Source organism: Pseudomonas sp. UF-293 (assembly GCF_058245595.1).
In genome coordinates this window covers 26,568-48,679 of the sequence record NZ_JBSICA010000011.1, presented here as the reverse complement: position 1 = coordinate 48,679, position 22,112 = coordinate 26,568, and the positions used below count along the sequence as shown (strand labels likewise).

The 22,112-nt window shown below is 60.8% G+C and carries 21 protein-coding genes and 1 riboswitch; of the genes, 5 read left to right on the top strand and 16 right to left on the bottom strand.

The genetic code is table 11. The features are described from left to right. Nucleotides 1-213: 213 nt before the first annotated feature. On the top strand, nucleotides 214-2,502 hold the full coding sequence (gene metE / locus AC4IHP_RS14290) for a 5-methyltetrahydropteroyltriglutamate--homocysteine S-methyltransferase (protein ID WP_490831971.1): 2,289 nt from the start codon (nucleotides 214-216) through the stop codon (nucleotides 2,500-2,502). A gap of 880 nt (nucleotides 2,503-3,382) precedes the next feature. Here the strand turns inward: metE and AC4IHP_RS14285 are convergent. From AC4IHP_RS14285 to phnD, 10 genes are all read right to left on the bottom strand, one after another. Further along, nucleotides 3,383-4,147: an ABC transporter ATP-binding protein gene (locus tag AC4IHP_RS14285; protein ID WP_490831970.1), complete on the bottom strand. Its 765-nt coding sequence runs from the start codon at nucleotides 4,145-4,147 to the stop codon at nucleotides 3,383-3,385. Further along, a complete protein-coding gene (locus AC4IHP_RS14280; RefSeq protein WP_490831969.1) occupies nucleotides 4,144-5,160 on the bottom strand; it encodes a FecCD family ABC transporter permease in 1,017 nt (338 codons plus the stop codon). Before AC4IHP_RS14280 ends, AC4IHP_RS14285 begins: the two co-directional genes overlap by 4 nt. Continuing rightward, a complete protein-coding gene (locus tag AC4IHP_RS14275; protein WP_490831968.1) occupies nucleotides 5,157-6,170 on the bottom strand; it encodes an ABC transporter substrate-binding protein in 1,014 nt (337 codons plus the stop codon). The genes AC4IHP_RS14280 and AC4IHP_RS14275 overlap by 4 nt, the downstream gene beginning before the upstream one ends. A gap of 138 nt (nucleotides 6,171-6,308) precedes the next feature. After that, nucleotides 6,309-6,502: riboswitch (cobalamin riboswitch) on the bottom strand. Nucleotides 6,503-6,650: 148 nt separating this feature from the next. Continuing rightward, nucleotides 6,651-7,478 (bottom strand): phosphonoacetaldehyde hydrolase, encoded by an 828-nt coding sequence (gene phnX / locus AC4IHP_RS14270; protein ID WP_490831967.1) that lies wholly within the window; start codon nucleotides 7,476-7,478, stop codon nucleotides 6,651-6,653. 74 nt (nucleotides 7,479-7,552) lie between these two features. Continuing rightward, a complete protein-coding gene (locus tag AC4IHP_RS14265) occupies nucleotides 7,553-8,422 on the bottom strand; it encodes a LysR substrate-binding domain-containing protein (protein WP_490831966.1) in 870 nt (289 codons plus the stop codon). 10 nt (nucleotides 8,423-8,432) lie between these two features. Then, the gene (locus AC4IHP_RS14260; RefSeq protein WP_490831965.1) at nucleotides 8,433-9,728 is read right to left on the bottom strand and encodes an MFS transporter; all 1,296 of its coding nucleotides are present in this window, start codon (nucleotides 9,726-9,728) and stop codon (nucleotides 8,433-8,435) included. A gap of 129 nt (nucleotides 9,729-9,857) precedes the next feature. Continuing rightward, the gene (psrA, locus tag AC4IHP_RS14255) at nucleotides 9,858-10,949 is read right to left on the bottom strand and encodes an iron-containing alcohol dehydrogenase PsrA (protein ID WP_460119708.1); all 1,092 of its coding nucleotides are present in this window, start codon (nucleotides 10,947-10,949) and stop codon (nucleotides 9,858-9,860) included. A 110-nt stretch (nucleotides 10,950-11,059) separates the two neighbouring features. After that, nucleotides 11,060-11,878, bottom strand: coding sequence for a phosphonate ABC transporter, permease protein PhnE (gene phnE / locus AC4IHP_RS14250; RefSeq protein WP_460119706.1), 819 nt, complete (start codon nucleotides 11,876-11,878; stop codon nucleotides 11,060-11,062). Between the two features lie 2 nt (nucleotides 11,879-11,880). After that, nucleotides 11,881-12,672 (bottom strand): phosphonate ABC transporter ATP-binding protein, encoded by a 792-nt coding sequence (gene phnC / locus AC4IHP_RS14245; RefSeq protein WP_490831964.1) that lies wholly within the window; start codon nucleotides 12,670-12,672, stop codon nucleotides 11,881-11,883. Beyond that, nucleotides 12,669-13,535 (bottom strand): phosphonate ABC transporter substrate-binding protein, encoded by an 867-nt coding sequence (gene phnD / locus AC4IHP_RS14240; protein WP_460119702.1) that lies wholly within the window; start codon nucleotides 13,533-13,535, stop codon nucleotides 12,669-12,671. The genes phnC and phnD overlap by 4 nt, the downstream gene beginning before the upstream one ends. 109 nt (nucleotides 13,536-13,644) lie before the next feature. On the opposite strand from phnD, the gene AC4IHP_RS14235 reads away from it, so the two are divergent. From AC4IHP_RS14235 to map, 3 genes are all read left to right on the top strand, one after another. After that, the gene (locus AC4IHP_RS14235) at nucleotides 13,645-14,502 is read left to right on the top strand and encodes a LysR substrate-binding domain-containing protein (RefSeq protein ID WP_490831963.1); all 858 of its coding nucleotides are present in this window, start codon (nucleotides 13,645-13,647) and stop codon (nucleotides 14,500-14,502) included. 64 nt (nucleotides 14,503-14,566) lie between these two features. After that, complete coding sequence (locus tag AC4IHP_RS14230; RefSeq protein WP_003225727.1) at nucleotides 14,567-14,794, top strand: ParD-like family protein; 228 nt, start codon at nucleotides 14,567-14,569, stop codon at nucleotides 14,792-14,794. Then, on the top strand, nucleotides 14,791-15,582 hold the full coding sequence (gene map / locus AC4IHP_RS14225; RefSeq protein ID WP_460119679.1) for a type I methionyl aminopeptidase: 792 nt from the start codon (nucleotides 14,791-14,793) through the stop codon (nucleotides 15,580-15,582). Before AC4IHP_RS14230 ends, map begins: the two co-directional genes overlap by 4 nt. 128 nt (nucleotides 15,583-15,710) lie before the next feature. Here the strand turns inward: map and AC4IHP_RS14220 are convergent, their stop codons facing one another. The 5 genes from AC4IHP_RS14220 to ribBA all read right to left on the bottom strand — a co-directional run bounded on the left by AC4IHP_RS14220 (nucleotide 15,711) and on the right by ribBA (nucleotide 21,059). Then, the gene (locus AC4IHP_RS14220; RefSeq protein ID WP_490831962.1) at nucleotides 15,711-16,865 is read right to left on the bottom strand and encodes an ABC transporter ATP-binding protein; all 1,155 of its coding nucleotides are present in this window, start codon (nucleotides 16,863-16,865) and stop codon (nucleotides 15,711-15,713) included. A gap of 17 nt (nucleotides 16,866-16,882) precedes the next feature. Continuing rightward, on the bottom strand, nucleotides 16,883-17,692 hold the full coding sequence (locus AC4IHP_RS14215; RefSeq protein WP_007918021.1) for an ABC transporter permease: 810 nt from the start codon (nucleotides 17,690-17,692) through the stop codon (nucleotides 16,883-16,885). A 6-nt stretch (nucleotides 17,693-17,698) separates the two neighbouring features. After that, complete coding sequence (locus tag AC4IHP_RS14210; protein ID WP_460125381.1) at nucleotides 17,699-18,607, bottom strand: ABC transporter permease; 909 nt, start codon at nucleotides 18,605-18,607, stop codon at nucleotides 17,699-17,701. Continuing rightward, entirely contained in the window at nucleotides 18,604-19,629 is a 1,026-nt protein-coding gene (locus tag AC4IHP_RS14205) for an ABC transporter substrate-binding protein (protein WP_039763888.1), read from the bottom strand. Before AC4IHP_RS14205 ends, AC4IHP_RS14210 begins: the two co-directional genes overlap by 4 nt. Nucleotides 19,630-19,949: 320 nt before the next feature. Next, complete coding sequence (gene ribBA, locus AC4IHP_RS14200) at nucleotides 19,950-21,059, bottom strand: bifunctional 3,4-dihydroxy-2-butanone-4-phosphate synthase/GTP cyclohydrolase II (protein ID WP_490831961.1); 1,110 nt, start codon at nucleotides 21,057-21,059, stop codon at nucleotides 19,950-19,952. 68 nt (nucleotides 21,060-21,127) lie between these two features. Here ribBA and AC4IHP_RS14195 point away from each other — a divergent pair, with 68 nt between their 5' ends. Beyond that, complete coding sequence (locus AC4IHP_RS14195) at nucleotides 21,128-21,424, top strand: DUF1330 domain-containing protein (protein WP_460119674.1); 297 nt, start codon at nucleotides 21,128-21,130, stop codon at nucleotides 21,422-21,424. Between the two features lie 123 nt (nucleotides 21,425-21,547). On the opposite strand, the gene AC4IHP_RS14190 is transcribed toward AC4IHP_RS14195, so the two are convergent. Next, the gene (locus tag AC4IHP_RS14190) at nucleotides 21,548-22,111 is read right to left on the bottom strand and encodes an NUDIX hydrolase (RefSeq protein ID WP_024013191.1); all 564 of its coding nucleotides are present in this window, start codon (nucleotides 22,109-22,111) and stop codon (nucleotides 21,548-21,550) included. Nucleotide 22,112: the final 1 nt, after the last annotated feature.

Below are 22,112 nucleotides of genomic sequence, written 5' to 3'. Positions count from 1 at the left end.
TCCCCGGGTTCCGATCGTTCCCACGCTCGGCATGGGAGTGCAGCGGGGGACGCTCTGCGTCCCTTCAGCCGAAGATCGCAGCCTTCGGCAGCTCCTAAAGGCTCATCTCTACATGAGCATAATTTGTGTTCATTAGAAAAAGATTGAGTTTGTTTCATTAAGCTAGGTTCCAGATAATAGCCGCCATCGAATAAGCATCTGGAGTTGTTTGTCATGGCACTGGCCCATTCCCTTGGATTTCCGCGCATCGGCCGCGACCGCGAACTGAAGAAAGCGCAAGAGGCGTTCTGGAAAGGAGAACTGAACGAGGCGGGCCTGCGTGACGTCGGACGTGAGCTGCGCAAGGCCCATTGGGACTTGCAGAAAAACGCCGGCATCGACTTGCTGCCGGTCGGCGATTTCGCTTGGTACGACCAGGTGTTGACTCATTCGCTGATGTTCGGCGTGATCCCCGAGCGCTTCCGCCCGCACGACGGCAAAGCCACGCTGCAGACGCTGTTCAGCATGGCCCGTGGTGTCAGCAACGGCTGTTGCGGCGGTGGTCACGCTCAAGAGATGACCAAATGGTTCGACACCAATTATCACTACCTCGTACCGGAATTCAGCGTCGATCAACAATTTCAGCTGGGTTGGGAGCAGCTGTTTGAAGAAACCGAAGAGGCCCGCGCGCTGGGGCACAACGTCAAACCGGTGATCCTCGGCCCGTTGACCTATCTGTGGCTGGGCAAAACCAAGGGCGCCGATTTCGACAAGCTCGAGTTGCTCGATCGCCTGCTGCCGCTGTACGGGCAGATCTTCGCGCGGCTGGCGGCATTGGGCGTGGAGTGGGTGCAGATCGATGAGCCGATTCTGGTGCTCGATCTGCCGCAGGACTGGAAGAATGCCTTCGAGCGCGCCTACAACCAGATCCAGCGCGATCCGCTGAAAAAACTGCTTGCTACGTACTTTGGTGGTCTGGAAGAAAACCTCGGTCTGGCGGCGAACCTGCCGGTCGATGGCCTGCACATCGATCTGGTGCGCGCGCCGGATCAGTACCCGACCATTCTGGATCGTCTGCCGGCCTATAAAGTGCTGTCGCTGGGTGTGGTCAACGGGCGTAACGTCTGGCGCTGCGATCTGCAAAACGCGCTGGCGATGCTGCGCCATGCCCATGAGCGTCTGGGTGATCGTTTGTGGGTGGCGCCGTCCTGCTCGTTGCTGCACAGCCCGGTTGATCTGAGCCGCGAAGACCAGCTCGATGCCGAGCTGAAAAGTTGGCTGGCATTTGCCGTGCAGAAGTGCGAAGAGGTCGCCGTGCTCGCTCTAGCGATCAGCGAGCCGGAAGCGCCGCAGGTGCTGCGCGCCCTGGCGCAAAGCCGCTCGGTACAAACCAGCCGCGCCGCCTCGCCGCGCATCCACAAACCTGAGGTGCAAGCGCGGGTTGCGGCGATCACTGCCAGGGATGCGCAACGCCAATCGCCGTTTGCCCAGCGCATTGCCAAACAGCGCGACAAACTCGATCTGCCGCTGTTTCCGACCACCACCATTGGTTCGTTTCCGCAGACGGCGGCGATCCGACTGGCGCGTCAGGCCCACAAGCAAGGCAAGCTCAGCGCGGCCGATTACACCGATGCGATGCATACGGAAATTCGCCACGCTGTAGAAATTCAAGAACGCCTCGGCCTGGATGTGCTGGTGCACGGTGAAGCCGAGCGCAACGACATGGTCGAATACTTCGCCGAGCAGCTCGACGGCTACGCATTTACCCGCTTTGGCTGGGTACAGAGCTACGGTTCGCGCTGCGTCAAACCGGCGGTAATCTTCGGCGACCTCAGCCGCCCGCAAGCCATGACGGTCGAGTGGATTCGCTACGCCCAAGGTCTGACCAACAAGGTCATTAAAGGCATGCTGACCGGCCCGGTGACCATGCTGATGTGGTCGTTCCCGCGCGAAGACGTCAGCCGCGAGATTCAGGCACGACAACTGGCGCTGGCCATTCGTGACGAGGTGAATGATCTGGAAGCGGCAGGAATCAAAATTGTGCAGATCGACGAAGCGGCGTTTCGTGAAGGCTTGCCGTTGCGCCGGGCGCAGTGGCAACCGTATCTGGACTGGGCAAGCGAAGCGTTCCGCCTGTGCGCCTGCGGCGTGCGCGATGAAACCCAGATCCATACGCACATGTGCTACAGCGAATTCAACGATGTGATCGAGTCGATCGCGGCGATGGACGCCGATGTCATCACCATCGAAACCTCACGGTCGGACATGGAACTGCTCGAGGCTTTCGAAGCGTTTGCCTACCCGAACGACATCGGCCCGGGCGTCTACGATATTCACTCACCACGGATTCCCGATGTTACGGAAATGGTCGGCTTGCTGCGCAAGGCCGCGCAACGTATTCCGGTGGAGCGTCTGTGGGTCAATCCGGATTGCGGATTGAAAACCCGAGGCTGGCCAGAGACCGAAGCGGCGTTGGTGCATATGGTCAGCGCAGCGCGGCAACTGCGCAAAGAATGGGCCTGATCCTTCACCGCCCTGGAAAACATAACCCCTGTGGGAGCGAGCCTGCTCGCGAAAGCGGCCTGTCAGCCACAGTTAAATTGCCTGACCTGCCGCCTTCGTGAGCAAGCCCACTCCCACAGGATTTCGCGTTACACCCGCCATCCCCGGCAACCCATAAATCCCCTGTGGGAGCGAGCCTGCTCGCGAAAGCGGAGTGTCAGCCACAGACGAATTGCCTGACCTGCCACCTTCGTGAGCAAGCCCACTCCCACAGGATTTCGCGTCACACCCGCCATCCCCGGCAACCCATAAATCCCCTGTGGGAGCGAGCCTGCTCGCGAAAGCGGTGTGTCAGCCACAGATAAGTTGCCTGACCTGCCGCCTTCGTGAGCAAGCCCACTCCCACAGGGTTTCGCGTCACACCCGCCATCCCTGCTAACCCACAAATCCCTTGTGGGAGCGGGCTTGCTCGCGAAAGCGGTGTCTCAGCCACAGATAAATTGCCTGACCTGCCGCCTTCGTGGGCAAGCCCACTCCCACAGGGTTCTCCGTTGTACTCAAGTCCCCGGCAACCCCACAAATCTCATGTGGGAGCGGGCTTGCTCGCGAAAGCGGTCTGTCAGCCACAGATAAATTGCCTGACCTGCCGCCTTCGTGAGCAAGCCCACTCCCACAGGATTTCGCGCTAAACCCGCCATCCCCGGCAACCCATAAATCCCCTGTGGGAGCGAGCCTGCTCGCGAAAGCGGTCGGTCAGCCACAGATAAATGCCTGACCTGCCGCCTTCGTGGGCAAGCCCACTCCCACAGGATTTCGCGTTAAACCCGCTATCCCCGCTAACCCACAAATACCTTGTGGGAGCGGGCTTGCTCGCGAAAGCGGCAGGTCAGACACAAATGAGTCAGGTAAGAAAACGCAATATCGGCGCACCATCGAACGGATCCGTCAGGTAGTGCGCCCTGACCCCGAAAGTCGTCTGTAACCGCTCCGGCGTCAGCACGTGCAGCGGCTCGCCCAATGCCACCAGACGCCCGCGCTCCAGCACCGCCAGGCGATCGCACTTGAGCGCCTGGTTGAGATCGTGCAGGGCGATCAGCGTAGTCACCGGCAGTGCGCGGACCACTTGCAGAATGCTCAACTGGTGCTGAATGTCGAGGTGGTTGGCCGGTTCGTCGAGCAGCAGAATCTGTGGGCGTTGCGCCAGAGCCCGGGCGATGTGCACGCGTTGACATTCGCCACCGGAAAGACTGCGCCAGAGGCGTTTACGCAGGTGCACGGCGTCAACGTCGACCAGCGCTTGCTCGACGATGGCGTCGTCGGCGGGGGACCACGGTTGCAGCGCCGATAACCACGGCGTACGCCCAAGCGCCACGGCGTCGAACACGCGGATGCCATCGTCGGTATCGGCCTGTTGCTCAACCACCGCAAGCGTCTGCGCGATGCTGCGCCGCGACATTGTGCCCAGCGCCTGACCGTCGAGCTCCACCTGGCCTTCGCTCGGCTCACGCAGGCCGGCGAGCAGTTTGAGCAAAGTGGATTTCCCCGAACCGTTCGGGCCGACAATGCCCAGCGTCTCGCCGCGCTGAACGTCGAGACTGACACCGTTAAGCAACTCGGCGCCACGCACCTTGAAGCCCACGCTCGCACAACTCAATACCGCGTTCATCGTGCCGATCTCCGGCCCACCAGAATCAGGGCGAACACCGGCGCGCCGACCAGCGCTGTGATCACGCCGACCGGAATCACCTGACCCTTGATCAGGGTCCGCGACAGCACATCGGCGGCAATCAGAAACACCGCGCCGCCCAGTGCACTGGCGGGCAGCAGACGCGCATGCCCCGTGCCGAGCAACAACCGCGCGGCGTGGGGAATCACCAGGCCAACAAAGCCGATCGAGCCGACGATCGACACCATCACCGCCGTCACCAGCGCGGCGCAGCCGATCAACAGAATTTGCACACGTCGCACTGGAATGCCGAGGGATGCCGCCGAATCCACGCCAAAGGTAAACGCATCCAGCGCCCGCCGGTGCCACAGGCAAACGACCAACCCGAGCAAGGCCACTGGGACCGCCAGCCACACCGACGGCCAGCGCACGCCGCCGAGATTGCCGAGCAGCCAGAACATGATCCCGCGCGCCTGTTCCGAACTGGCCGAGCGGGTGATCAGAAACGCGGTGAGGGCATTGAACAATTGCGAGCCGGCGATCCCGGCGAGAATGATCTGTCCGGTGCCGCTGGCCGTGCCGCTGACCCGCGCCAACAGGATCACCAGCACGAACGCCGTCACCGCACCGGCAAAGGCACCCACCGACAATGAAATCGCCCCTGCGCCGACGCCAAGCAGCGCGACCATCACCGCGCCGGTCGAGGCGCCAGCGGAAATTCCCAGCAGATACGGATCGGCCAACGGATTGCGCAGCAGCGACTGCAAAATCACCCCGCATGTCGCCAGACCGGCGCCGCAGGCCGCCGCGACCAAAGCGCGAGTCAGGCGATAGTTCCAGACAATGCCTTCGTCGATCGGGTCGAGCACATAACCGGCACCCCACAGCTTGTTGGCCAGCACCTGCAACACCACGCTCGGCTCGATTGAAGTCTCACCAATGGCCACGCCGCCGATCAGCGCGACCGATAGCGTCAACAGAACCAGCAGCAAACGGATCAGGCGTCTGCTCATTGCGACAGGTCGTAGCCGTTGATGGCCGTGGCCAGTTGTGCGAGGCCGTCGAAGGTGCGCAGGCTGGCCTGCATGGCCATGGCGTCAAGAATGATGATGCGGTTGTGCTTGACCGCGTCCATGTTGCGCGTCACTGGATCACTGCGCAGAAAGGCGAGTTTCTTCTGATAATCGTCAGCCGGGAAACGCCGACGATCCATGCGCGCGATGACCAGAAACGTCGGGTTGGCCTTGGCGATGGTTTCCCAGCCGACGGTCGGCCATTCTTCATCCGACTCGACGACGTTGCGCACGCCGAGGGTGCTGAGCATGAAATCGGGAACGCCTTTGTGTCCAGCCACGAACGGCTCGATGTCCATCTCGGCGCTGGAGAACCACACCAGTGCACTGACGTCTTTGCGCTGCGGTTTTGTCGCCGTGGCGATCGACTGTGCGAGGCTGGCTTTGAGCTGCTCATTGAGCTGCTCGCCACGCGTCTGCACGTCGAAAATCGCCGCCAGTTGGCTCACGGCTTTATAGATGCTGTCGATGCGGAACGGCGCCAGCCGCGTGCCGTCCGAGCCGACGAGGTTGTCCTTGGCTTCGCAATCAGAGGGCAGCAGATAGGTGGGAATCTTCAGTTCATGGAACTGCTCACGGGTGCCGACCGCGCCTTGCGGGCCGACCATCCATTCCAGCTCGACGGCGACCAGTTCCGGGCGTTTGCCGATCACCGCTTCGAAACTTGGCTCGTTGTCGGCGAGACGCTCGACCCTGTCGTTCTGCGTTTTGTATGCGCCCAGCACATCGTTGAACCACAGCGAAGTACCGACGACTTTGTCGCCCAGGCCCAAGGCATAAAGCATTTCCGTACCGGCCTGGCCGATGGTCACCGTGCGCGCAGGAGCGTGCTGAAAGGTCAGGCTGCTGCCGCAGTTTTCGACGGTCAGCGGATACGTAGTCGGCGCCGCTTGCGCCAGGGCGCAAAGACTCAAAGCGGTGAGCAGGGTGGCAACGCGGGGCAGCAGCATGGGGCAGTCTCCAGGGGAACCGTACGTGAGCGGGCGGGTACGGTTGGAAACACACCTCGGGCGCGGTCGTGGAAACTGCGCAAGGCCGGCATTGAAAAACGCGCACGGCACGATGTCCTTCCCGGACACCCCGCCGGTTAGTCAGTCACTGTGCCGGCAGGTCTCCTGACTGATGCGTCATCGCCACGCTCCGGCCTTCCCGGGATTCACCCAGTGGCAGTCAAGGAGCAGGCTCGGCACCTACAGTTGCGGGGGCAGTTCCGATTGATGCTGTGCAAGCATTTCGGATTCCCTATTAATTCCGTGTGGAAACCGGCGGCGGCATGGTAGTCGATCGAGCCGCTGAAGGGGAGACCAATCTATCGCGACGAGCATTAGCAGCAGGCGTCTGCTGTCACGCCAACCTTGCTTCCGGCAGTTCAAGGGAGTGATGGGATCGTTCCCACGCTGAGCGCGGGAACGATCACGGTCAGGGCCGACTCAGCTGGCTTGCGGAGTTTCACCCCGGGCCAGACGCGCATTGATGTCGTCGATCACCTGAGGCAGTTCAGCGATGGTATCGATCAGGTAATGCGGGCGCGAAGGGGCGAACATCTTGCCGATCCGCGCGCGTTCTACCGCCAGTCGATCCGACGCCAACGCCTTGTATTGCTCATAGGTCAGGCCCAGTGCGTTGCCGGAACAGGTCAATGCCACCGTCCACATGCCGGCGGCGCGCCCTTCGAGAATTCCCGGCCAGGTGTCGTCGACCTTGACGCAGGCGGCCACGTCATTGATGCCCAGGGCAATCACGTTGGCCAACGCCTGCGCCGGATATGGACGGCCATTGGGCACTTCATCGGTGGCGACGACATGGTCGGCGACGTAGCCATTTTCCTCTGCCAGTCCGACGACCTTGGCCATCACCACCGCCGGATAGCCCGAGCACGAACCGATTTTCAAACCCTTGTCGCGCAACGCCGCAATGGCCTCGAGTGCACCCGGAATCAACGCCGAATGCAGGGCGATTTTTTCGATCTGCAACGGCATGAAGCGTTCGTAGATCGCCGTCACATCGTCGTCACTCGGCAAGCGGTCAAACGCCGCGCGGTAACGTTCGGCAATCTGCGGCAGGTTGCACAGGGTGCGGATGTGATCCCACTTGCCCATGCCCATTGGCCCGCGCGCTTCCTCCAGCGACACGGCGACGCCGAACTCGGCAAAGGCTTCGACGAAAATCTGCGTCGGAGCAAACGAGCCGAAATCGACAACGGTGCCGGCCCAGTCGAGGATCGCGGCTTGCAGATGAGTCGGTTGTTGGTACTGCATGGTCAATCTCCGTTTTCAGGTAAGCGTGGGCCGTCCCTCGACAATGAGGTAGGCGGTTCAAGGGGCAGGGCTGATCAGGTCAGCGGTGGATTCGCATCAAACAGTTCGGCAATCACTGGCCGATTCCTGCGGATGCCGAGGCAGCACAGGTGGTATTCGATGAAGAACGGGTGATCGACAAAGGTGATCGGCCTGGTGCCCGGGGTCTCGGCGTATTCCACGGCCGAGACAAAACCGATACCGATGCCTTTGACGATCGCGTGGACGATGGCTTCGCGGCTGTTGAGTTGCATGACGCAATTGAGCTCGATATCGAGCCGTTTGCAGCTTTCTTCCACCAGTTGCCGGGTACGCGCACTGGATTCGCGCATCACCCAGTTTTCGCCGCTGATTTCACTGACGTGAACCTGCGTCTTACCGGCCCAGGGATGGTCGTCGCGGACCACGGCGATGATCGGATAACGGTGATACAGCCGCGTGTGGAAGCGCTCATCGAATTCCGACAAGGCCAGAATCGCCACGTCGATATCGAAGTTGAACAACCGCGCCAGGGTGTCCTTTTCCGAGGAAAACGAGGTTTCCAGTTCGATATCCGGGTGGCGCTGCATCAGCTCATAGGTCAGATTCATGGCAATCGGCGGTGACACCGCGCCGAGGCGCAGCATGCCGGTCTTGCGCTGCTTGAAGCTCTGCAACAGTTGCACGGCTTCATCCTCCTGACCGAACAGCCCCTGAGTGATCGCATAGAGCTTGTGCCCGGCGGCGCTCATTTCGATGTAGCGGCCACGGCGATGAAACAGTTCGACCGAGAAGGTGTTCTCCAGTGCGTTGACCTGTTCGCTGACGGTCGGCTGACCGACGCAGAGGTACTCGGCAGCAAGGGTGAAGCTGCCGGTCTTGGCTACCGCATGAAACGAACGCAACCACTTGTGATACTGGTACATGCAAGCCCCGTCAGCGTCGAATGAACAATGCCACTGCCGCGCTGCACAGGCAGGCGCTGGTGACCACTATGAAGATGAGAGACGTGTTTGCTGTAGTGTCAAGCAAACGACCGATCAATGGCTCGGCCAATCCGGCGAACAGATAGGAGGAAAAGTTCATGATTCCGGTCGCCGTACCGGCGCGTTTGGCACCGACCAGATCCGGGCACAGCGCCCAGAAACTCGACGCCGGGCCGTATACGAAAAAGCCGCAAAGGAACAGGGCGATCAGGCCGATGACGCTGTGTGGGGGCAGGCTCCACATCCACAGGCTGGTCGCGGCGCCGAGCAACATATAAAGCATGATCGCCAGATACCGCTTGGAGCCGAACAACTTGTCTGACACCCAACCGTTGCTCAACGCGCCAACCGCCATGCCGACGGGGAGGGCGACGGTGATCCATTTCGGATCGATCATGCCGTCACCACTTTTCCAGTCAGCGCCTAGAAAGTGCACCGGCACCCAGACGATCAAGCCGTAGCGCGCCGCGTTCTGAAAGCCCAGTGACAGCGCGGCGATGAGCAGGCGAGGGTTCTTCAGTACGGCTTTGTAGCGTTGTGCCGAGGATTCGACTTCACCCTGTGCCGCTTCCTGATGTTTGTCGTCAGCGTTGGCCACACCGGTATCACCCACCGGTTCGAAGCCCAGATCCTGTGGGCGTTCGCGTGCAACCAGATAGAAAATAATCCCACCGGCGAGCATCAGCAGCACCGGCAAACGGAAGATCCAGCGCCATTCCAGTTGCAGTACTTCGAGCACGACGATAGAGGTGACGTAAGACAGAACCGAAGCGCAGCCGGCGGCGAAAGTGTAGAAGCCATACACCTTGCCGCGCTCGCCCGCCGCCCACCAATTGGCAATCAGCCGACCGCCCGGCGCCCAGCCCAAGGCCTGAAAGTAGCCGTTGACGCCCCACGGCAGAATCAGGCTGGTGAAACCACTGGCGAAACTGGTCACCCAGTTTGTCGTGCAGGACAGCACAGCCCCCAGAGTCATGATGCGTCGACCACCGAATTTGTCGGCGAGGTTGCCGTTGATCGCCTGACCAATCGCGTAGGCCCAGAGCATCACCGCAGAGGCCCAGCCGAGAGTTTCCTTGCTCAGACCGAACTCGGCCTGAATCCCCGGAATGGCAAAACCGAAGGTCTGCCGACCGGTGTAAAAAAACAGGTAACAGAACATCGCCGCCAGCAGCATGCGCCACTGGGCGACCCGGAACGAGGCAGAACGTTCGGCGAGACCAGGCATTGTTTCGGCACGATTCATGATCTTTTCCTTATTGTTGTCGGTTCCCGTCGGGTGTCGTCGGCGGGGTGCACTCTTTTATGGTGCGACAGGAAATCACCGCGGCTGCATGCCGCTGGCGGTGCTTGGGTGACTCGGTGTTATCAGGCGTCAGGCGGCTTGCGAACCGATGAAATTCTTGCCGCGCGCGCCCTGCATCGCGAGCTGGATGATGGCTTCGGCGTCCTTGGCCGAAACGCCGTAATCGGCAAACTCGGTCTTCACCCCGAGGCTGTGCAAGAACTCGCGCAACTGCTGCTGGGCTTTGCCCAGGTCCGCGCCGAATACCCTTTGCAATGTACGGTCGCGAGTGGCGTCGTGGCCCCAGGCCAAACCCAAAACCATTGGTAGGGTGAAGGAGCAGGCGATGCCGTGGGGTAAGCCGTGGCGCAAGGTCATCTCATAGGAAATCGAATGCGCCAGCGCGGTTTTGGTGTTGGAAAACGCCAGTCCGGCTTTGAGCGCAGCGAGCGCCATGCGGCTGCGCAACTCGTGACTGGAGAGATCTTTGTGCAGGCGCGGCAGGCATTCCAGAATGTCCTCGATCGCGGAAATCGCGAAGGTGTCCGAGACCGGGTTGGCGTTGACGTTCCAGATCGCCTCCAACGCATGAGACAACGCATCGAGCCCGGTAGAGACGGTGACGCTGGCCGGCACAGTGAGCATCAGTTGCGGATCGATGATCGCTACCCGTGGCCAGGTGCAGTCCAGGTGCAGCGAGTATTTCTTTTGGCTGGCGCTGTCCCAGATCGTCGCCCACGGCGTGACTTCGCTGCCGGTGCCGGCAGTAGTCGGTGCGGCAATCAGTTGTTTGCAACGGGCCGGGGTGAATGGTTTGCCTGTCGCCAGCAGGCTCAACAATTCATCGAAACGGCCGGATTCGGTACCGACGATCAACGCTTTGGCAGTATCGATGGCGCTGCCGCCTCCGACCGCGAGCACCACGTCGCAAGCCCCTGCATGCTGCCAGAAATGCTCGTAAGTGTTGCGCAGATGGGCGACGTCCGGGTTGGGCTGAACGTCTTCGAACACATAGACCAGACGCTCGCCGAGCAAGGCTTGCAGGCGATCGACCAGCCCCAGCCCACGCGCTTCTGGAAAGGTCACAAGGGCCACGGTCTGCTGTTCGGTGAGGGCGGCGAGGTCTTGCAGGCTGCCCCAGCCGAAACGGGTATCGACGGGGTTCTGGAAGCGGGCAGTCATGGTGAATCCTTCTTGTTGTGGTCGTGTGGCGCCATACTCAGCGCCCGTCGACAACGGCTCAAATCGATAATTCGCAGGTTTGAATCGGTTCAGCCGATAGCAGCTGTACGCTAGTGCGCCGAACCGCTCTGGATCGCCGCGCGCAGGCGGCTGGAGATGGCGTCGGCGACGATCACCATGAAGGTGATGACGATGATGCAGGTCGCGGTTTCCTGATATTTGAACAGCTTGAGACTGCTCACCAGCTCGAACCCCAGGCCGCCAGCGCCGACCATGCCGAGCACCGTGGCCGAGCGCAGATTGACTTCGAAGCGGTACAGAATCACTGCAATCCACGCGGTGATGACTTGCGGCAAAACGCCAAACACGATCACCTGCAATGGCCGCGCACCGGTCGCTTGCAGCGCTTCAATCGGACCTTGGTCGATCTCTTCAATGCTTTCGGCGAAGAACTTGCCAAGCATGCCTACACCATGCAGCGCCAGCGCCAGTACGCCGGGAAATGGGCCGAGCCCGACTGCCGAGACGAAGATCAGCGCGAGGATCAGTTCGTTGATGCTGCGGGTGAAATTCAGTGCCTGACGCGTGGCGTGAAACAGCCAGCGGTTGCGGCTCAGATTACGTGCGGCGAGAAACGACAGCGGAACTGCCAGTAACACGCCAAGCAAGGTGCCCCAGATGGCGATCTGCAGGGTTTCCACCGCTGGTGCGACCAGACGCGCAAGAATGCTCAGATCCGGTGGGAAGGTGCGCGAAAGGAAATCACCGATCTGCGGCAACCCCGCCGCCAGTTCACCGAGGCTGAGCTGCGCGCCTTGCGCGCTCCAGTTCAGCGTCCACAGCACGATCAGGACGACGGCGCCGGTGGTCAGCCAACTGCGCGGGCCTCGTGGACGATCGCCGACCCACTGATAGTTTTGCGATTGCATGCTCAGGCCCTCGAGGCGTTGCGGTAAGACAGGGTGGGCGTCGGGATTCCGGCGCAGGCTTGCGCCGATTGCCCCGGATAGATTCGCGCCAGATCGGCGTCGGTCATGCTCGACGCTTTGCCATCGAACACCAGACTGCCGTTGGCCAAGCCGACCACACGGTCGCCAAACTCACGGGCGTATTCGACCTGATGCAGATTGCACAGCACGGTGATACCCAACTCGCGGGTGGCATCGCGCAGATACTGCAACACCAGGCGCGCGCTTTTCGGGTCGAGGCTGGCAATCGGTTCATCGGCCAGAATCACTTGCGGCCGTTGCGCCAAGGCGCGGGCAATGCCGACGCGCTGCTTCTGTCCGCCGGACAGCGAATCCGTGCGCTCGCCAGCCTTGTGCGCCAGTTCAACACGCTCCAGGCATTGCATGGCCAGTGCCACATCGTCACGGCGGAACAGCTGCAGAATCGAGGCGAGCGTGCCGACGGAACCGAGGCGACCGGTCAGTACATTCTTCAGCACACTCAGGCGCGGCACGACGTTGTGGTGCTGGAAAATCATCGCCACTTCACGGCGCAAAACGCTGGTGTCAGGGCAGGCCAGGGCATCGATGCCGGCCACGTTCAGCGTGCCGCTGTCGGCCTGTGCCAGGCGATTGATACAGCGCAGCAAAGTCGATTTACCGGCGCCGGACTGACCGAGTACTATGACGAATTCCCCTGCACCCACCTCAAGGTCAATGCCGCGCAACACCGGGTTGCTACCGTAGTCTTTGGTCAATTGGCGGATGCTGATCATTTCATGCTCCGCAAATCGAGATCGAGCACCTTGGCGGTTTCGCGCACTACGTCGTAAGAGGCGTCGGTGGTCGGCTGGAAACCATTGAGCACGCCCTGATCACCCCACGGCACATCCTTGATTGAAGCCAGCGCGTCGGCGACCTTCTTCTTCAATTGTGGATCGAGCGCCTTGCGCCAGACCATCGGCGATTCGGGGATCGGCCTGGAACTCCAGACGATTTCGAAGTCATCCTGCTTCACCACACCTTTGGCCACGGCACTGGCGAAGATGCGGTCAGCCACGGCCGCAGCGTCGACTTTCCTGTTCTCCACCGCGAGGATGCTGGCGTCGTGGGAACCGGAGAAAATTACCCGTTTGAACAGGCTGTCCGGAGCAAAACCGGCCTGCTCAAGGCCAGCCTTGGGAAACAGATGCCCGGACGCTGAGCTCGGGTCGACGAATGCAAACGTATGCCCCTGCAGGTCGGCAAGCGAATGAATCCCGCTGTCCTTGCGCGCCAGAATCACGCTTTTGTAAGCGCTCTGGCCGGTCTTCTTGGTCACCGCCACTGAAAACGCCTCGACATCCGCCACCGAGGTCGCCAGCACGTAGGAGAACGGCCCGAGGTAAGCGACATCGAGCTTGCCCGAACGCAGCGCTTCAATGATGCCGTTGTAATCGGTGGCCACGAACGGCATCACGGGCATGCCGATCTTGCTTTGCAGATCGTCGAGCACTTGCTTGCTCGATTCGATCATTGCCTGGGAGTCTTCCGAGGGGATCAAACCAATGGTCAGTTTGTCTTTGGCCCAGACCTGGCTGGCGCCGAGGGCAATGACGGTGAGGCTGGCGACACGCAGAAACTGTTTGATTGTTTTCATGGCATTCCACGGTGTGGTTGGGAGTTGCCACAGGCTAGGTCTGTCACGTGACAGTCATTCAATCAATTCAATATGGGAAACAGCAGCTATGTATTGATGGAGTCTATGGATGTCCAGCGCCAAATTGCGGGCCTTTCTCGCCGTTGCCCGTCACGGCAGTTTCAGTGCCGGAGCACGGGCGACCGGGCTCAGCCAGCCAACACTGACCACGCAGGTGCAGAGCCTGGAACGTCAGCACAACGTCGAGCTTTTTCACCGGCGTGGGCGGCGGATTGAGTTGTCGGATGTTGGTCGGCAGTTGCTGCCAATCGCGCAACGACTTGCCTTGCTGGAGCTGGAAGCGCACAACCTGCTGCGCGATTCCGGGCGGCTCGACAGCGGCCAGCTCAAGGTCGGTGCAGTGGGGCCGTTTCATGTGATCGAGATGGTCGACAGCTATTTGCAACTGCATCCGAATATCGACGTGTCGATCCGCGTCGGCAACTCGGCTCAAGTGCTGTCGGATCTGGAAAACTATGTGACCGACATCGCCGTGCTGGCGGGGCGGCAAGATGATCCGGCGTTGTGCTCAGTGCGTTATGCGCGGCACGCGATCATTCTGTTTGCCCACCATGAGCATGCGCTGGCTAATCGTGGCAGCGTGCGGCTGGAGGAACTGCAAGGGCAGAGGCTGCTGCAACGCGAGCCAGGCTCGACCACCCGACTGGTACTGGAACAGGCGCTGAATGCGGCGCAGGTCAAACCGCGTATCGCCATGGAAATCGGCAGTCGTGAGGCCCTACGTGAAGCGGTGGTGCGTGGGCTGGGGTTGGGGGTGGTGTCAGAAGCGGAGTTTATTGCCGACCCGAAAATCCGAACGATCAGAATCGAGGGCGAAGAGCTGTTCACCGAGACGTATCTGTACTGTTTGGCCGAACGGCGTTCCAGTCGGCTCATCTCATCGTTTTTTGATGCGGCGCTGGGTTGATTTGCAATTCTGCGTAAGGCTTGGCTAATATACGATACATATACACATCGTATCGGATTCATATATGGGCATCGTAAAAATTTCAGAGGACATGCACGAGAATCTGCGCATCTCCAGCAACGCCCTCAGCCGCTCGATCAACGCGCAGGCCGAGCACTGGATGCGCATCGGCATGCTCGCCGAGCTGCACCCCAACCTCGACCACAGCGCCATTTGCCGCCTGCTGATCCGCGCCGAACAGAACGGCGGACTGGATCTGCATCAACTGACCCAGGAAGCCGTCAGCGCATGAGAAACCAGATCAGGATCAACACACCCGCCGACATCGAAAAATCCCGCGCCGCCGGCAAACTGGCTGCTGAAGTGCTGGCAATGCTGGTGCCGCATGTGAAGGCTGGCGTGACCACCGATGAGCTCGACCGGCTATGCAACGATTACATCGTCAATGTGCAGAAGGCGGTGCCGGCCAACGTCGGTTATCACGGTTTCCCGAAAACCGTCTGTGCATCGGTCAACGATGTGGTGTGCCACGGGATTCCATCGGGTACGCCATTGAAGGACGGCGACATCGTCAATCTCGACATCGCCGTGATCAAGGATGGCTGGTTCGGTGATACCAGCCGCATGTATGTCGTGGGTGAGGCGAGCCCCGAAGCGCAGCACCTGATCAAGACCACTTACGATGCGATGTGCGCGGGCATTCGTGCGGTGAAACCGGGCGCGACACTCGGCGATATCGGTTATGCGATTCAGAGCCTGGCGGAGGCGGAGGGCTTCAGCGTGGTGCGCGAATACTGCGGCCACGGCATCGGCAAGGTCTATCACGATGAGCCGCAGATCCTGCATTACGGCTTCCCCAATCAAGGGCTGAAGCTCAAGGCCGGGATGATTTTCACCGTGGAGCCGATGCTCAATGCCGGCAAACGCCACGTGAAGAACATGCCGGATGGCTGGACCGTGCTGACCAAGGATGGCTCCTTGTCGGCGCAGTGGGAGCATATGGTCGCGGTGACGGAGAGCGGGTTTGAAGTGCTGACGGCTTGGCCGGATGAGATTGAAGGGTATTCCCCGATTCATTGAACAATACCGAACCTGTGGGAGCGAGCCTGCTCGCGAAGAGGTTGTGTCAGTCACCATTAATGTTGAATGACACAGCGCATTCGCGAGCAGGCTCGCTCCCACAGGGGAATTTCAGTGGATTGAAAATTTTAGTGGGCACCGGCAGCCTTGTTCAAATCGCTCTCGGTCCATTCGGTATAAACACAAGCATCTGCCGTGGCCCAGCGCACCCGCACCGGGTCGCCGGCCTTGAGTGGCATGCCTGCTGCCGACAGCGCTTTCACCGTCATCGAGGTCCCGCCCGCAGTCACCACGCTGCACGTCTGGCTTTCACCCAGAAACAGCACCTCCACAACGTTCGCCGACACCTCATTCCAGCCTGCCGCCAGCGGCTCATCACTCGCTTGCTGCACACTCAGCGCCACAGCCTTTTCCGGGCGGACCATGAGCAGCACATCCTGATCGGTGTGCAATCCCGCCGTGAGCCGGATCGACAACGACTGCCCCTCGAAACTCGCCGCTGCATTGCTCTGCGCCTTGAGCTTGAGGAAGTTCGAGTTGCCGAGAAACGACGCAACGAACGCATTCGGCGGATTTTGATAAAGGTCATAACCACTGCCCAGCCCGACAATCTTGCCGTGGCTGAAAATCGCGATGCGTTGCGACAGCCGCATTGCTTCTTCCTGATCGTGGGTCACGTAAACGATGGTGATGCCCAGGCGCCGGTGCAGCTGGCGCAGTTCATCCTGCAAGTCTTCGCGCAGCTTTTTATCCAGCGCACCGAGCGGTTCGTCCATCAGCAGAATGCGCGGCTCGTAAACCAAGGCGCGAGCGATGGCGACACGTTGTTGCTGACCGCCGGACAGTTGCGAAGGGCGGCGATGGGCGAACTGCTCAAGCTGCACCAGTTTCAGCATCGCATCGACGCGTTTTTCGCGCTCGGCCGCCGCCAGTTTGCGAATGGCCAGAGGGAAGGCGATGTTGTCGCGCACCGACAGATGCGGGAACAATGAGTAGCGCTGGAAGACCATGCCGATATCGCGCTTGTGCGGCGGCACATTGACCAGCGACTGGCCGTTGACGAGAATCTCGCCGCTGCTCGGTGTTTCGAACCCGGCGAGCATCGACAGCGTGGTGCTTTTGCCCGAGCCGCTGGAGCCGAGGAAGGTGAGGAATTCGCCGTCCTTGATGTCCAGCGAGATGTTGTCGACGGCAGCAAAGTCGCCGTAGTGCTTGTTCAGGTTGCGCAGGCTGACCAGGGGTTTGTCGTTCTGCTGGGATGCGTCTTTGATCACGGCACTCATGTCGTACTCCTGGGCGCTCAGGCGCTGATTTCGTTGCGCCGGCGCAAGGCGGCGGCGATCACCATGACCAATACCGACAGGCCGATCAGCAGCGTCGAAGCGACGGCGATCACCGGGGTCAGGTCCTGGCGCAGGGTGGTCCACATTTTCACGGGAAGGGTTTGCAGAGTCGGGCTCGCCATCATCACGCTGAGCACCACTTCGTCCCACGAAACGAGGAAGGCGAAGAGGGCGCCGGCGACCATGCCTGGACGGATCGCCGGGAACGTCACCTTGAACACCGCTTGCAGGCGCGAGGCACCGCAGATCACCGCCGCGTCTTCAATCGACTGATCGAACAGCTTCAGCGAGTTGATGATCGAGATGATGGTGAACGGCAGCGCGACGATCACATGGCTGACGACGAAGGCGAACATGGTCCCGGTGTAGCCGAGCTTGAGAAACAGCGCGTACACCGCCACCGCAATGATCACCAGCGGCACGATCATCGGCAGGGTGAACAGACCGTAGAGCATCTCGCGGCCGGGGAAGCGCCCGCGCACCAGCGCAAACGCGGTCGGCAGACCGAGGGCCACGGCGCAGATCGTGGTCAGCACGGCAACTTTCAGGCTGGCGGCAGCGGCGTTCATCCAGTCGGGATTGGAGAAGAACTGGCCGTACCATTTCAGCGTCCACCCCGGCGGCGGGAACACCAGCCACTGCGAGGATCCGAACGACAGCAGGACGATGAACACGATCGGCAACAGCAGGAACAGACCGATCAGCCCGGTGGTTGCATACAAGCCGAAACGCATGCGCCGGCTCATGGCATTGGGGGTCAGGAGCATGTCGGCTTACCTCGCGTTGCTGGCGCCAACCGGGGATTCCGGTTGAAGCTTCAGGTAGAAGTAGAACAACACCAGAGTGATGGCGATCAGCAACGCGGCGCCGGCACTGGCCAGGCCCCAGTTGAGGAACGATTGCACCTGCTGAATGATGAACTCCGGCAGCATCATGTTCTGCGCCCCGCCGAGCAGCGCCGGGGTGACGTAGTAACCGAGCGACATCACGAACACCATCAAACCACCGGAGGCCAGACCCGGCCGGCACAGCGGCAGGAACACCCGGAAGAAGTTGGTCCACGGACTGGCACCGCAGATCGAGCCGGCCTGCAGAATCATCGGGTCGATGGCCTGCATGGTCGCCTGCAACGGCAGCACGATGAACGGGATCATGATGTAACTCATGCCGATCACCACGCCGGTGAGGTTGTGCACCATTTCCAGCGGCTGATCGATGATGCCCATGGCCATCAGCGCCTTGTTGATCACGCCCGAGGCTTGCAGCAACACCAGCCACGAATAGGTGCGGGCGAGCAGGCTGGTCCACATCGACAGCAGCACGATGTTGAGGATCCAGCGGCCCCAGCCGCGCGGCACCAGGGTGATCGCCCAGGCCAGCGGAAAACCCAGCAGCAGACTGAACAGTGTTACCAGCCCGGCCACCGAAAAGGTGTTGAGCAGCACTCGGGCATACGCCGAGTTGGCGAACAGTTGTTCGTAGTTGCCAAGGCCAGGCACAGGTTCCAGCACACCGCGCAGCAGCAGGCCAATCAACGGCGCGAGAAAAAACAGGCCGAGGAACAGCAGCGCCGGAGCGAGGTTGCCGGCGCCGCGCCAGCGTTGCTTGAGGGACGAACCGGCAGCGCCGGCGGCGCTCCCGGTGGCAGTGGAAGGACGAGGCGCAGTGGCCGCGATTTTCATTTGACCAGCCATTCGTTCCACCGTGTCGCGATAGCCGGACCGTTTTTGGCCCAGTAAGCGAAATCAAGGGTGATCTGATCCTTGGCGTAAGCCGTCGGCAGGTTGGGGGCCAGCGTCGAATCCAGACGCTCCACGCTGTCGAGGTTGACCGGGGCGTAGGCGGTCAGATTGGAGAAGTCGGCCTGGCCTTTGGCGCTGCTCGCATTGGCCAGGAACTTCATCGCTGCGTCTTTGTTTTTCGAGCCTTTGGGGATGACCAGAATGTCGGCCATGACCAGGTTCTGCTTCCAGCTCACGCCCACCGGTGCGCCGTCTTCCTGCAAGGCGTGCACGCGACCGTTCCAGAACTGGCCCATGCTCGCTTCGCCGGACGCCAGCAGTTGCTGCGACTGCGCGCCGCCGCCCCACCAGACGATGTCTTTCTTGATGGTGTCGAGTTTCTTGAAGGCGCGATCCAGGTCCAGCGGGTAGAGCTTGTCAGCCGCAACGCCGTCGGCCAGCAGCGCCAGTTCGAGCACGCCTGGGCTTGGCCATTTGTACAGGGCGCGTTTGCCGGGGTAGGTCTTGGTATCGAACAGCGCGCTCCAGTCCTGCGGCTTGTTGGCGCCGAGCTTGCCTTCGTTGTAACCGAGAACAAAGGAGAAGAAGAACGAACCGACGCCGTGATCGTTGACGAAGCGCGGATCGATCTTGTCGCGCTGGATCACTTTGAAGTCGAGGGGTTCGAGCAGGCCTTCGGCGGCGGCGCGCAGGGCGAAATCGGCTTCGACATCGACCACGTCCCACTGCACGTTGCCGCTCTCGACCATTGCCTTGAGTTTGCCGTAGTCGGTCGGCCCGTCCTGAACGACGGTGATGCCGCTGGCCTTGCTGAACGGATCGGCCCAGGCCTGTTTCTGCGCATCCTGGGTGCTACCGCCCCAGCTGACAAAATTCACGCTTTCGGCAGCCATTGCAGCCTGGCCGGTAACGCTGAGCAGTCCCGCGAAAAAGATCGCGGTTGCAGCTTTGTTCAACACCATGTTCACGCCCTCATTGTTGTGTTTTTGAGCGGGCCTTGCGTTGTTGCCCGCCTGTCGGGAGCAGTAGCCGGGTGCTTCTTTGGAGTGTCCGGTCTATGGAATATCATATTATGGTATTCCAAACTTTGTGCAAGCACTTTGCCTTACCGGTTATCTGGCGGATAAGCTTTTTGTCGTTCGACAGAATTTGGTTTGAAGCGCGGATCCCTTGTGGGAGCGGGCTTGCTCGCGAATGCGTCGGGTCAATCAACACTGATGTCAGCTGACAGGACGCCTTCGGGAGCAAGCCCCCTCCCACAGAGAATGTTGTTTCAAGTGGGTTATTCGCTGAAGGGAATGCTTTCAACCACCTCAAGGTCATACCCGGTCAGGCCGGCATATTTCAGCGGCGGGCCAAGATGGCGCAGCTTGCCCACCCCCAGGTTCTGCAGAATCTGCGCCCCAGTCCCGACCTCGGAATAAATCCGCGACTGCGAACGGCTGAACTGCCGTGGCGGCTGGGTCAGTTGCGGCACGCGCTCGAGCAACGCCTGCGACGATTCATGATTGGCCAGCACCACCACAACCCCATGACCCTCCGCCGCGACCCGTTGCAGCGCCGCCCACAGCGTCCAGTTCGTCGGCCCGCTGTACTCGGCGCCGACCAGATCGCGCAGCGGATCGATCACGTGCACGCGCACCAGTGTCGGCTCTTCACGACGCAAGTCGCCCATGACCATCGCCATGTGCACGCCGCCTTCGATGCGATCCTCGAAAGTGATCAAACGGAACGTGCCATGCACCGTCGGCAGCTCACGTTCACCGATGCGTTCGATGGTGTGCTCGGTGCTCAGGCGATAGTGGATCAGGTCGGCGATGGTGCCGATCTTGATCCCGTGCTTGCGCGCGAACTGCTCCAGATCCGGGCGGCGGGCCATGGTGCCATCGTCATTCATCACTTCGACAATTACCGAGGCCGGGGTAAAACCGGCCAGGCGCGCCAGGTCGCAACCCGCCTCGGTATGCCCGGCGCGGGTCAGCACGCCACCTTCCTTGGCGCGCAGCGGGAAGATGTGGCCCGGCTGCACCAGATCTTCGGAGCGGGCATTCGGCGCGACGGCGGCGGCAACGGTGCACGCGCGATCAGCTGCGGAAATGCCGGTGGTCACACCAACCGCCGCTTCGATCGACACGGTAAATGCAGTGCTGAACACGCTGCCGTTGGCGGGTACCATTTGCTCCAGGCCCAGACGCTGGCAATGTTCGTCGGTCAGGGTCAGGCAGATCAGCCCGCGTGCCTCGCGGGCCATGAAGCTGATAGCCTCCGGTGTGCAGCGATCGGCGGCCAGCAGCAGGTCGCCTTCGTTCTCGCGGTCTTCGTCATCGACCAGCAAGACCATTTTGCCGAGGCGATAATCTTCGATGATTTCTTCGATGCTGTTGAAGGCCATGCTGGACTCTCAGGGTTCGTTGGAAATATATTGGTATACCATAATACAAAATCAACAAAGAGGTCACTATGAAGGCGTACTGGATTGCACATGTGGATATAGCTGATGCCGAGCACTACAGCCAATACACCCAGCGCACCCCGCAGGCGATTGCCGCATTCGGCGGCAGGTTTGTCGCCAGAGGCGGGCGCAGCGAAGCGCTGGAAGGGCGGGAGACGCCACAGCGCACCGTGATCATCGAGTTTGAGAGCTACGAACAGGCCGTGGCGTGCTACCGCTCGGCGGCGTATCAGGAGGCGAAGAGCTACCGCGAAGACTGGGCGAGGGCGGAGATCATCATCGTAGAAGGCATCGCCCCGAACTAGGAAACACCGCTAGCCCCATGTAGGAGCTGCCGAAGGCTGCGATCTTTTGATTTTGCTTTTAAAGTCAAATTCAAAAGATCGCAGCCTTCGGCAGCTCCTACAAGGGTAGTGCAATGATGGAAATCAGCGCATGAAGTGGATCTTGCCGCTGTCATCATTGCCCATGTAGATCCCGTAAACCCCGGCCTGGCGCTCTTCGATATAGCGCTCGAGAATCTGCCGGATCGCCGGGTAGTAGATCTGCTCCCACGGAATCTCTTCCGGGGCGAAGAACTTGTAATCCATGGTTTCCGGCCCGTACTGCCCGGTGATCTCCAGGGCGATGGCGCGGAAGATGATGTAGACCTCGCTGATCTTCGGCACGCTGAAGATCGAATACGGCGAGACGATTTCCGCGCGCACGCCACTTTCTTCCCAGACTTCGCGCAACGCTGCCTGCTCGGTGGTTTCGCCGCTTTCCATGAAACCGGCCGGCAGGGTCCAGGTGCCAGGGCGCGGGGGAATCGCCCGTTGGCACAAGAGGTATTTGCCGTCCTGCTCGATGATGCAGCCGGCAATGATCTTCGGATTGACGTAGTGGATATAGCCGCAGCCGCGGCACATCAGGCGCTCGTGCGTATCACCCGGCGGCGTCTGCTGACCAAGGTCAGGGCCACCGCATTTCGGGCAAAAGCTCGGGCTGAACATG

Excerpts from the sequence above, each read along its gene's own strand:
- AC4IHP_RS14205 (WP_039763888.1), bottom strand. The coding sequence starts at position 19,629 with ATGGTGTTGAACAAAGCTGCAACCGCGATCTTTTTCGCGGGACTGCTC.
- AC4IHP_RS14220 (WP_490831962.1), bottom strand. The coding sequence starts at position 16,865 with ATGAGTGCCGTGATCAAAGACGCATCCCAGCAGAACGACAAACCCCTG.
- phnC (WP_490831964.1), bottom strand. The coding sequence starts at position 12,672 with ATGATCAGCATCCGCCAATTGACCAAAGACTACGGTAGCAACCCGGTG.
- psrA (WP_460119708.1), bottom strand. The coding sequence starts at position 10,949 with ATGACTGCCCGCTTCCAGAACCCCGTCGATACCCGTTTCGGCTGGGGC.
- phnE (WP_460119706.1), bottom strand. The coding sequence starts at position 11,878 with ATGCAATCGCAAAACTATCAGTGGGTCGGCGATCGTCCACGAGGCCCG.
- AC4IHP_RS14190 (WP_024013191.1), bottom strand. The coding sequence starts at position 22,111 with ATGTTCAGCCCGAGCTTTTGCCCGAAATGCGGTGGCCCTGACCTTGGT.
- AC4IHP_RS14275 (WP_490831968.1), bottom strand. The coding sequence starts at position 6,170 with ATGCTGCTGCCCCGCGTTGCCACCCTGCTCACCGCTTTGAGTCTTTGC.
- map (WP_460119679.1), top strand. The coding sequence starts at position 14,791 with ATGAGAAACCAGATCAGGATCAACACACCCGCCGACATCGAAAAATCC.
- metE (WP_490831971.1), top strand. The coding sequence starts at position 214 with ATGGCACTGGCCCATTCCCTTGGATTTCCGCGCATCGGCCGCGACCGC.
- AC4IHP_RS14230 (WP_003225727.1), top strand. The coding sequence starts at position 14,567 with ATGGGCATCGTAAAAATTTCAGAGGACATGCACGAGAATCTGCGCATC.
- AC4IHP_RS14280 (WP_490831969.1), bottom strand. The coding sequence starts at position 5,160 with ATGAGCAGACGCCTGATCCGTTTGCTGCTGGTTCTGTTGACGCTATCG.
- phnD (WP_460119702.1), bottom strand. The coding sequence starts at position 13,535 with ATGAAAACAATCAAACAGTTTCTGCGTGTCGCCAGCCTCACCGTCATT.
- AC4IHP_RS14260 (WP_490831965.1), bottom strand. The coding sequence starts at position 9,728 with ATGAATCGTGCCGAAACAATGCCTGGTCTCGCCGAACGTTCTGCCTCG.
- ribBA (WP_490831961.1), bottom strand. The coding sequence starts at position 21,059 with ATGGCCTTCAACAGCATCGAAGAAATCATCGAAGATTATCGCCTCGGC.
- AC4IHP_RS14195 (WP_460119674.1), top strand. The coding sequence starts at position 21,128 with ATGAAGGCGTACTGGATTGCACATGTGGATATAGCTGATGCCGAGCAC.
- AC4IHP_RS14285 (WP_490831970.1), bottom strand. The coding sequence starts at position 4,147 with ATGAACGCGGTATTGAGTTGTGCGAGCGTGGGCTTCAAGGTGCGTGGC.
- AC4IHP_RS14235 (WP_490831963.1), top strand. The coding sequence starts at position 13,645 with ATGTCCAGCGCCAAATTGCGGGCCTTTCTCGCCGTTGCCCGTCACGGC.
- AC4IHP_RS14215 (WP_007918021.1), bottom strand. The coding sequence starts at position 17,692 with ATGCTCCTGACCCCCAATGCCATGAGCCGGCGCATGCGTTTCGGCTTG.
- AC4IHP_RS14265 (WP_490831966.1), bottom strand. The coding sequence starts at position 8,422 with ATGTACCAGTATCACAAGTGGTTGCGTTCGTTTCATGCGGTAGCCAAG.
- AC4IHP_RS14210 (WP_460125381.1), bottom strand. The coding sequence starts at position 18,607 with ATGAAAATCGCGGCCACTGCGCCTCGTCCTTCCACTGCCACCGGGAGC.
- phnX (WP_490831967.1), bottom strand. The coding sequence starts at position 7,478 with ATGCAGTACCAACAACCGACTCATCTGCAAGCCGCGATCCTCGACTGG.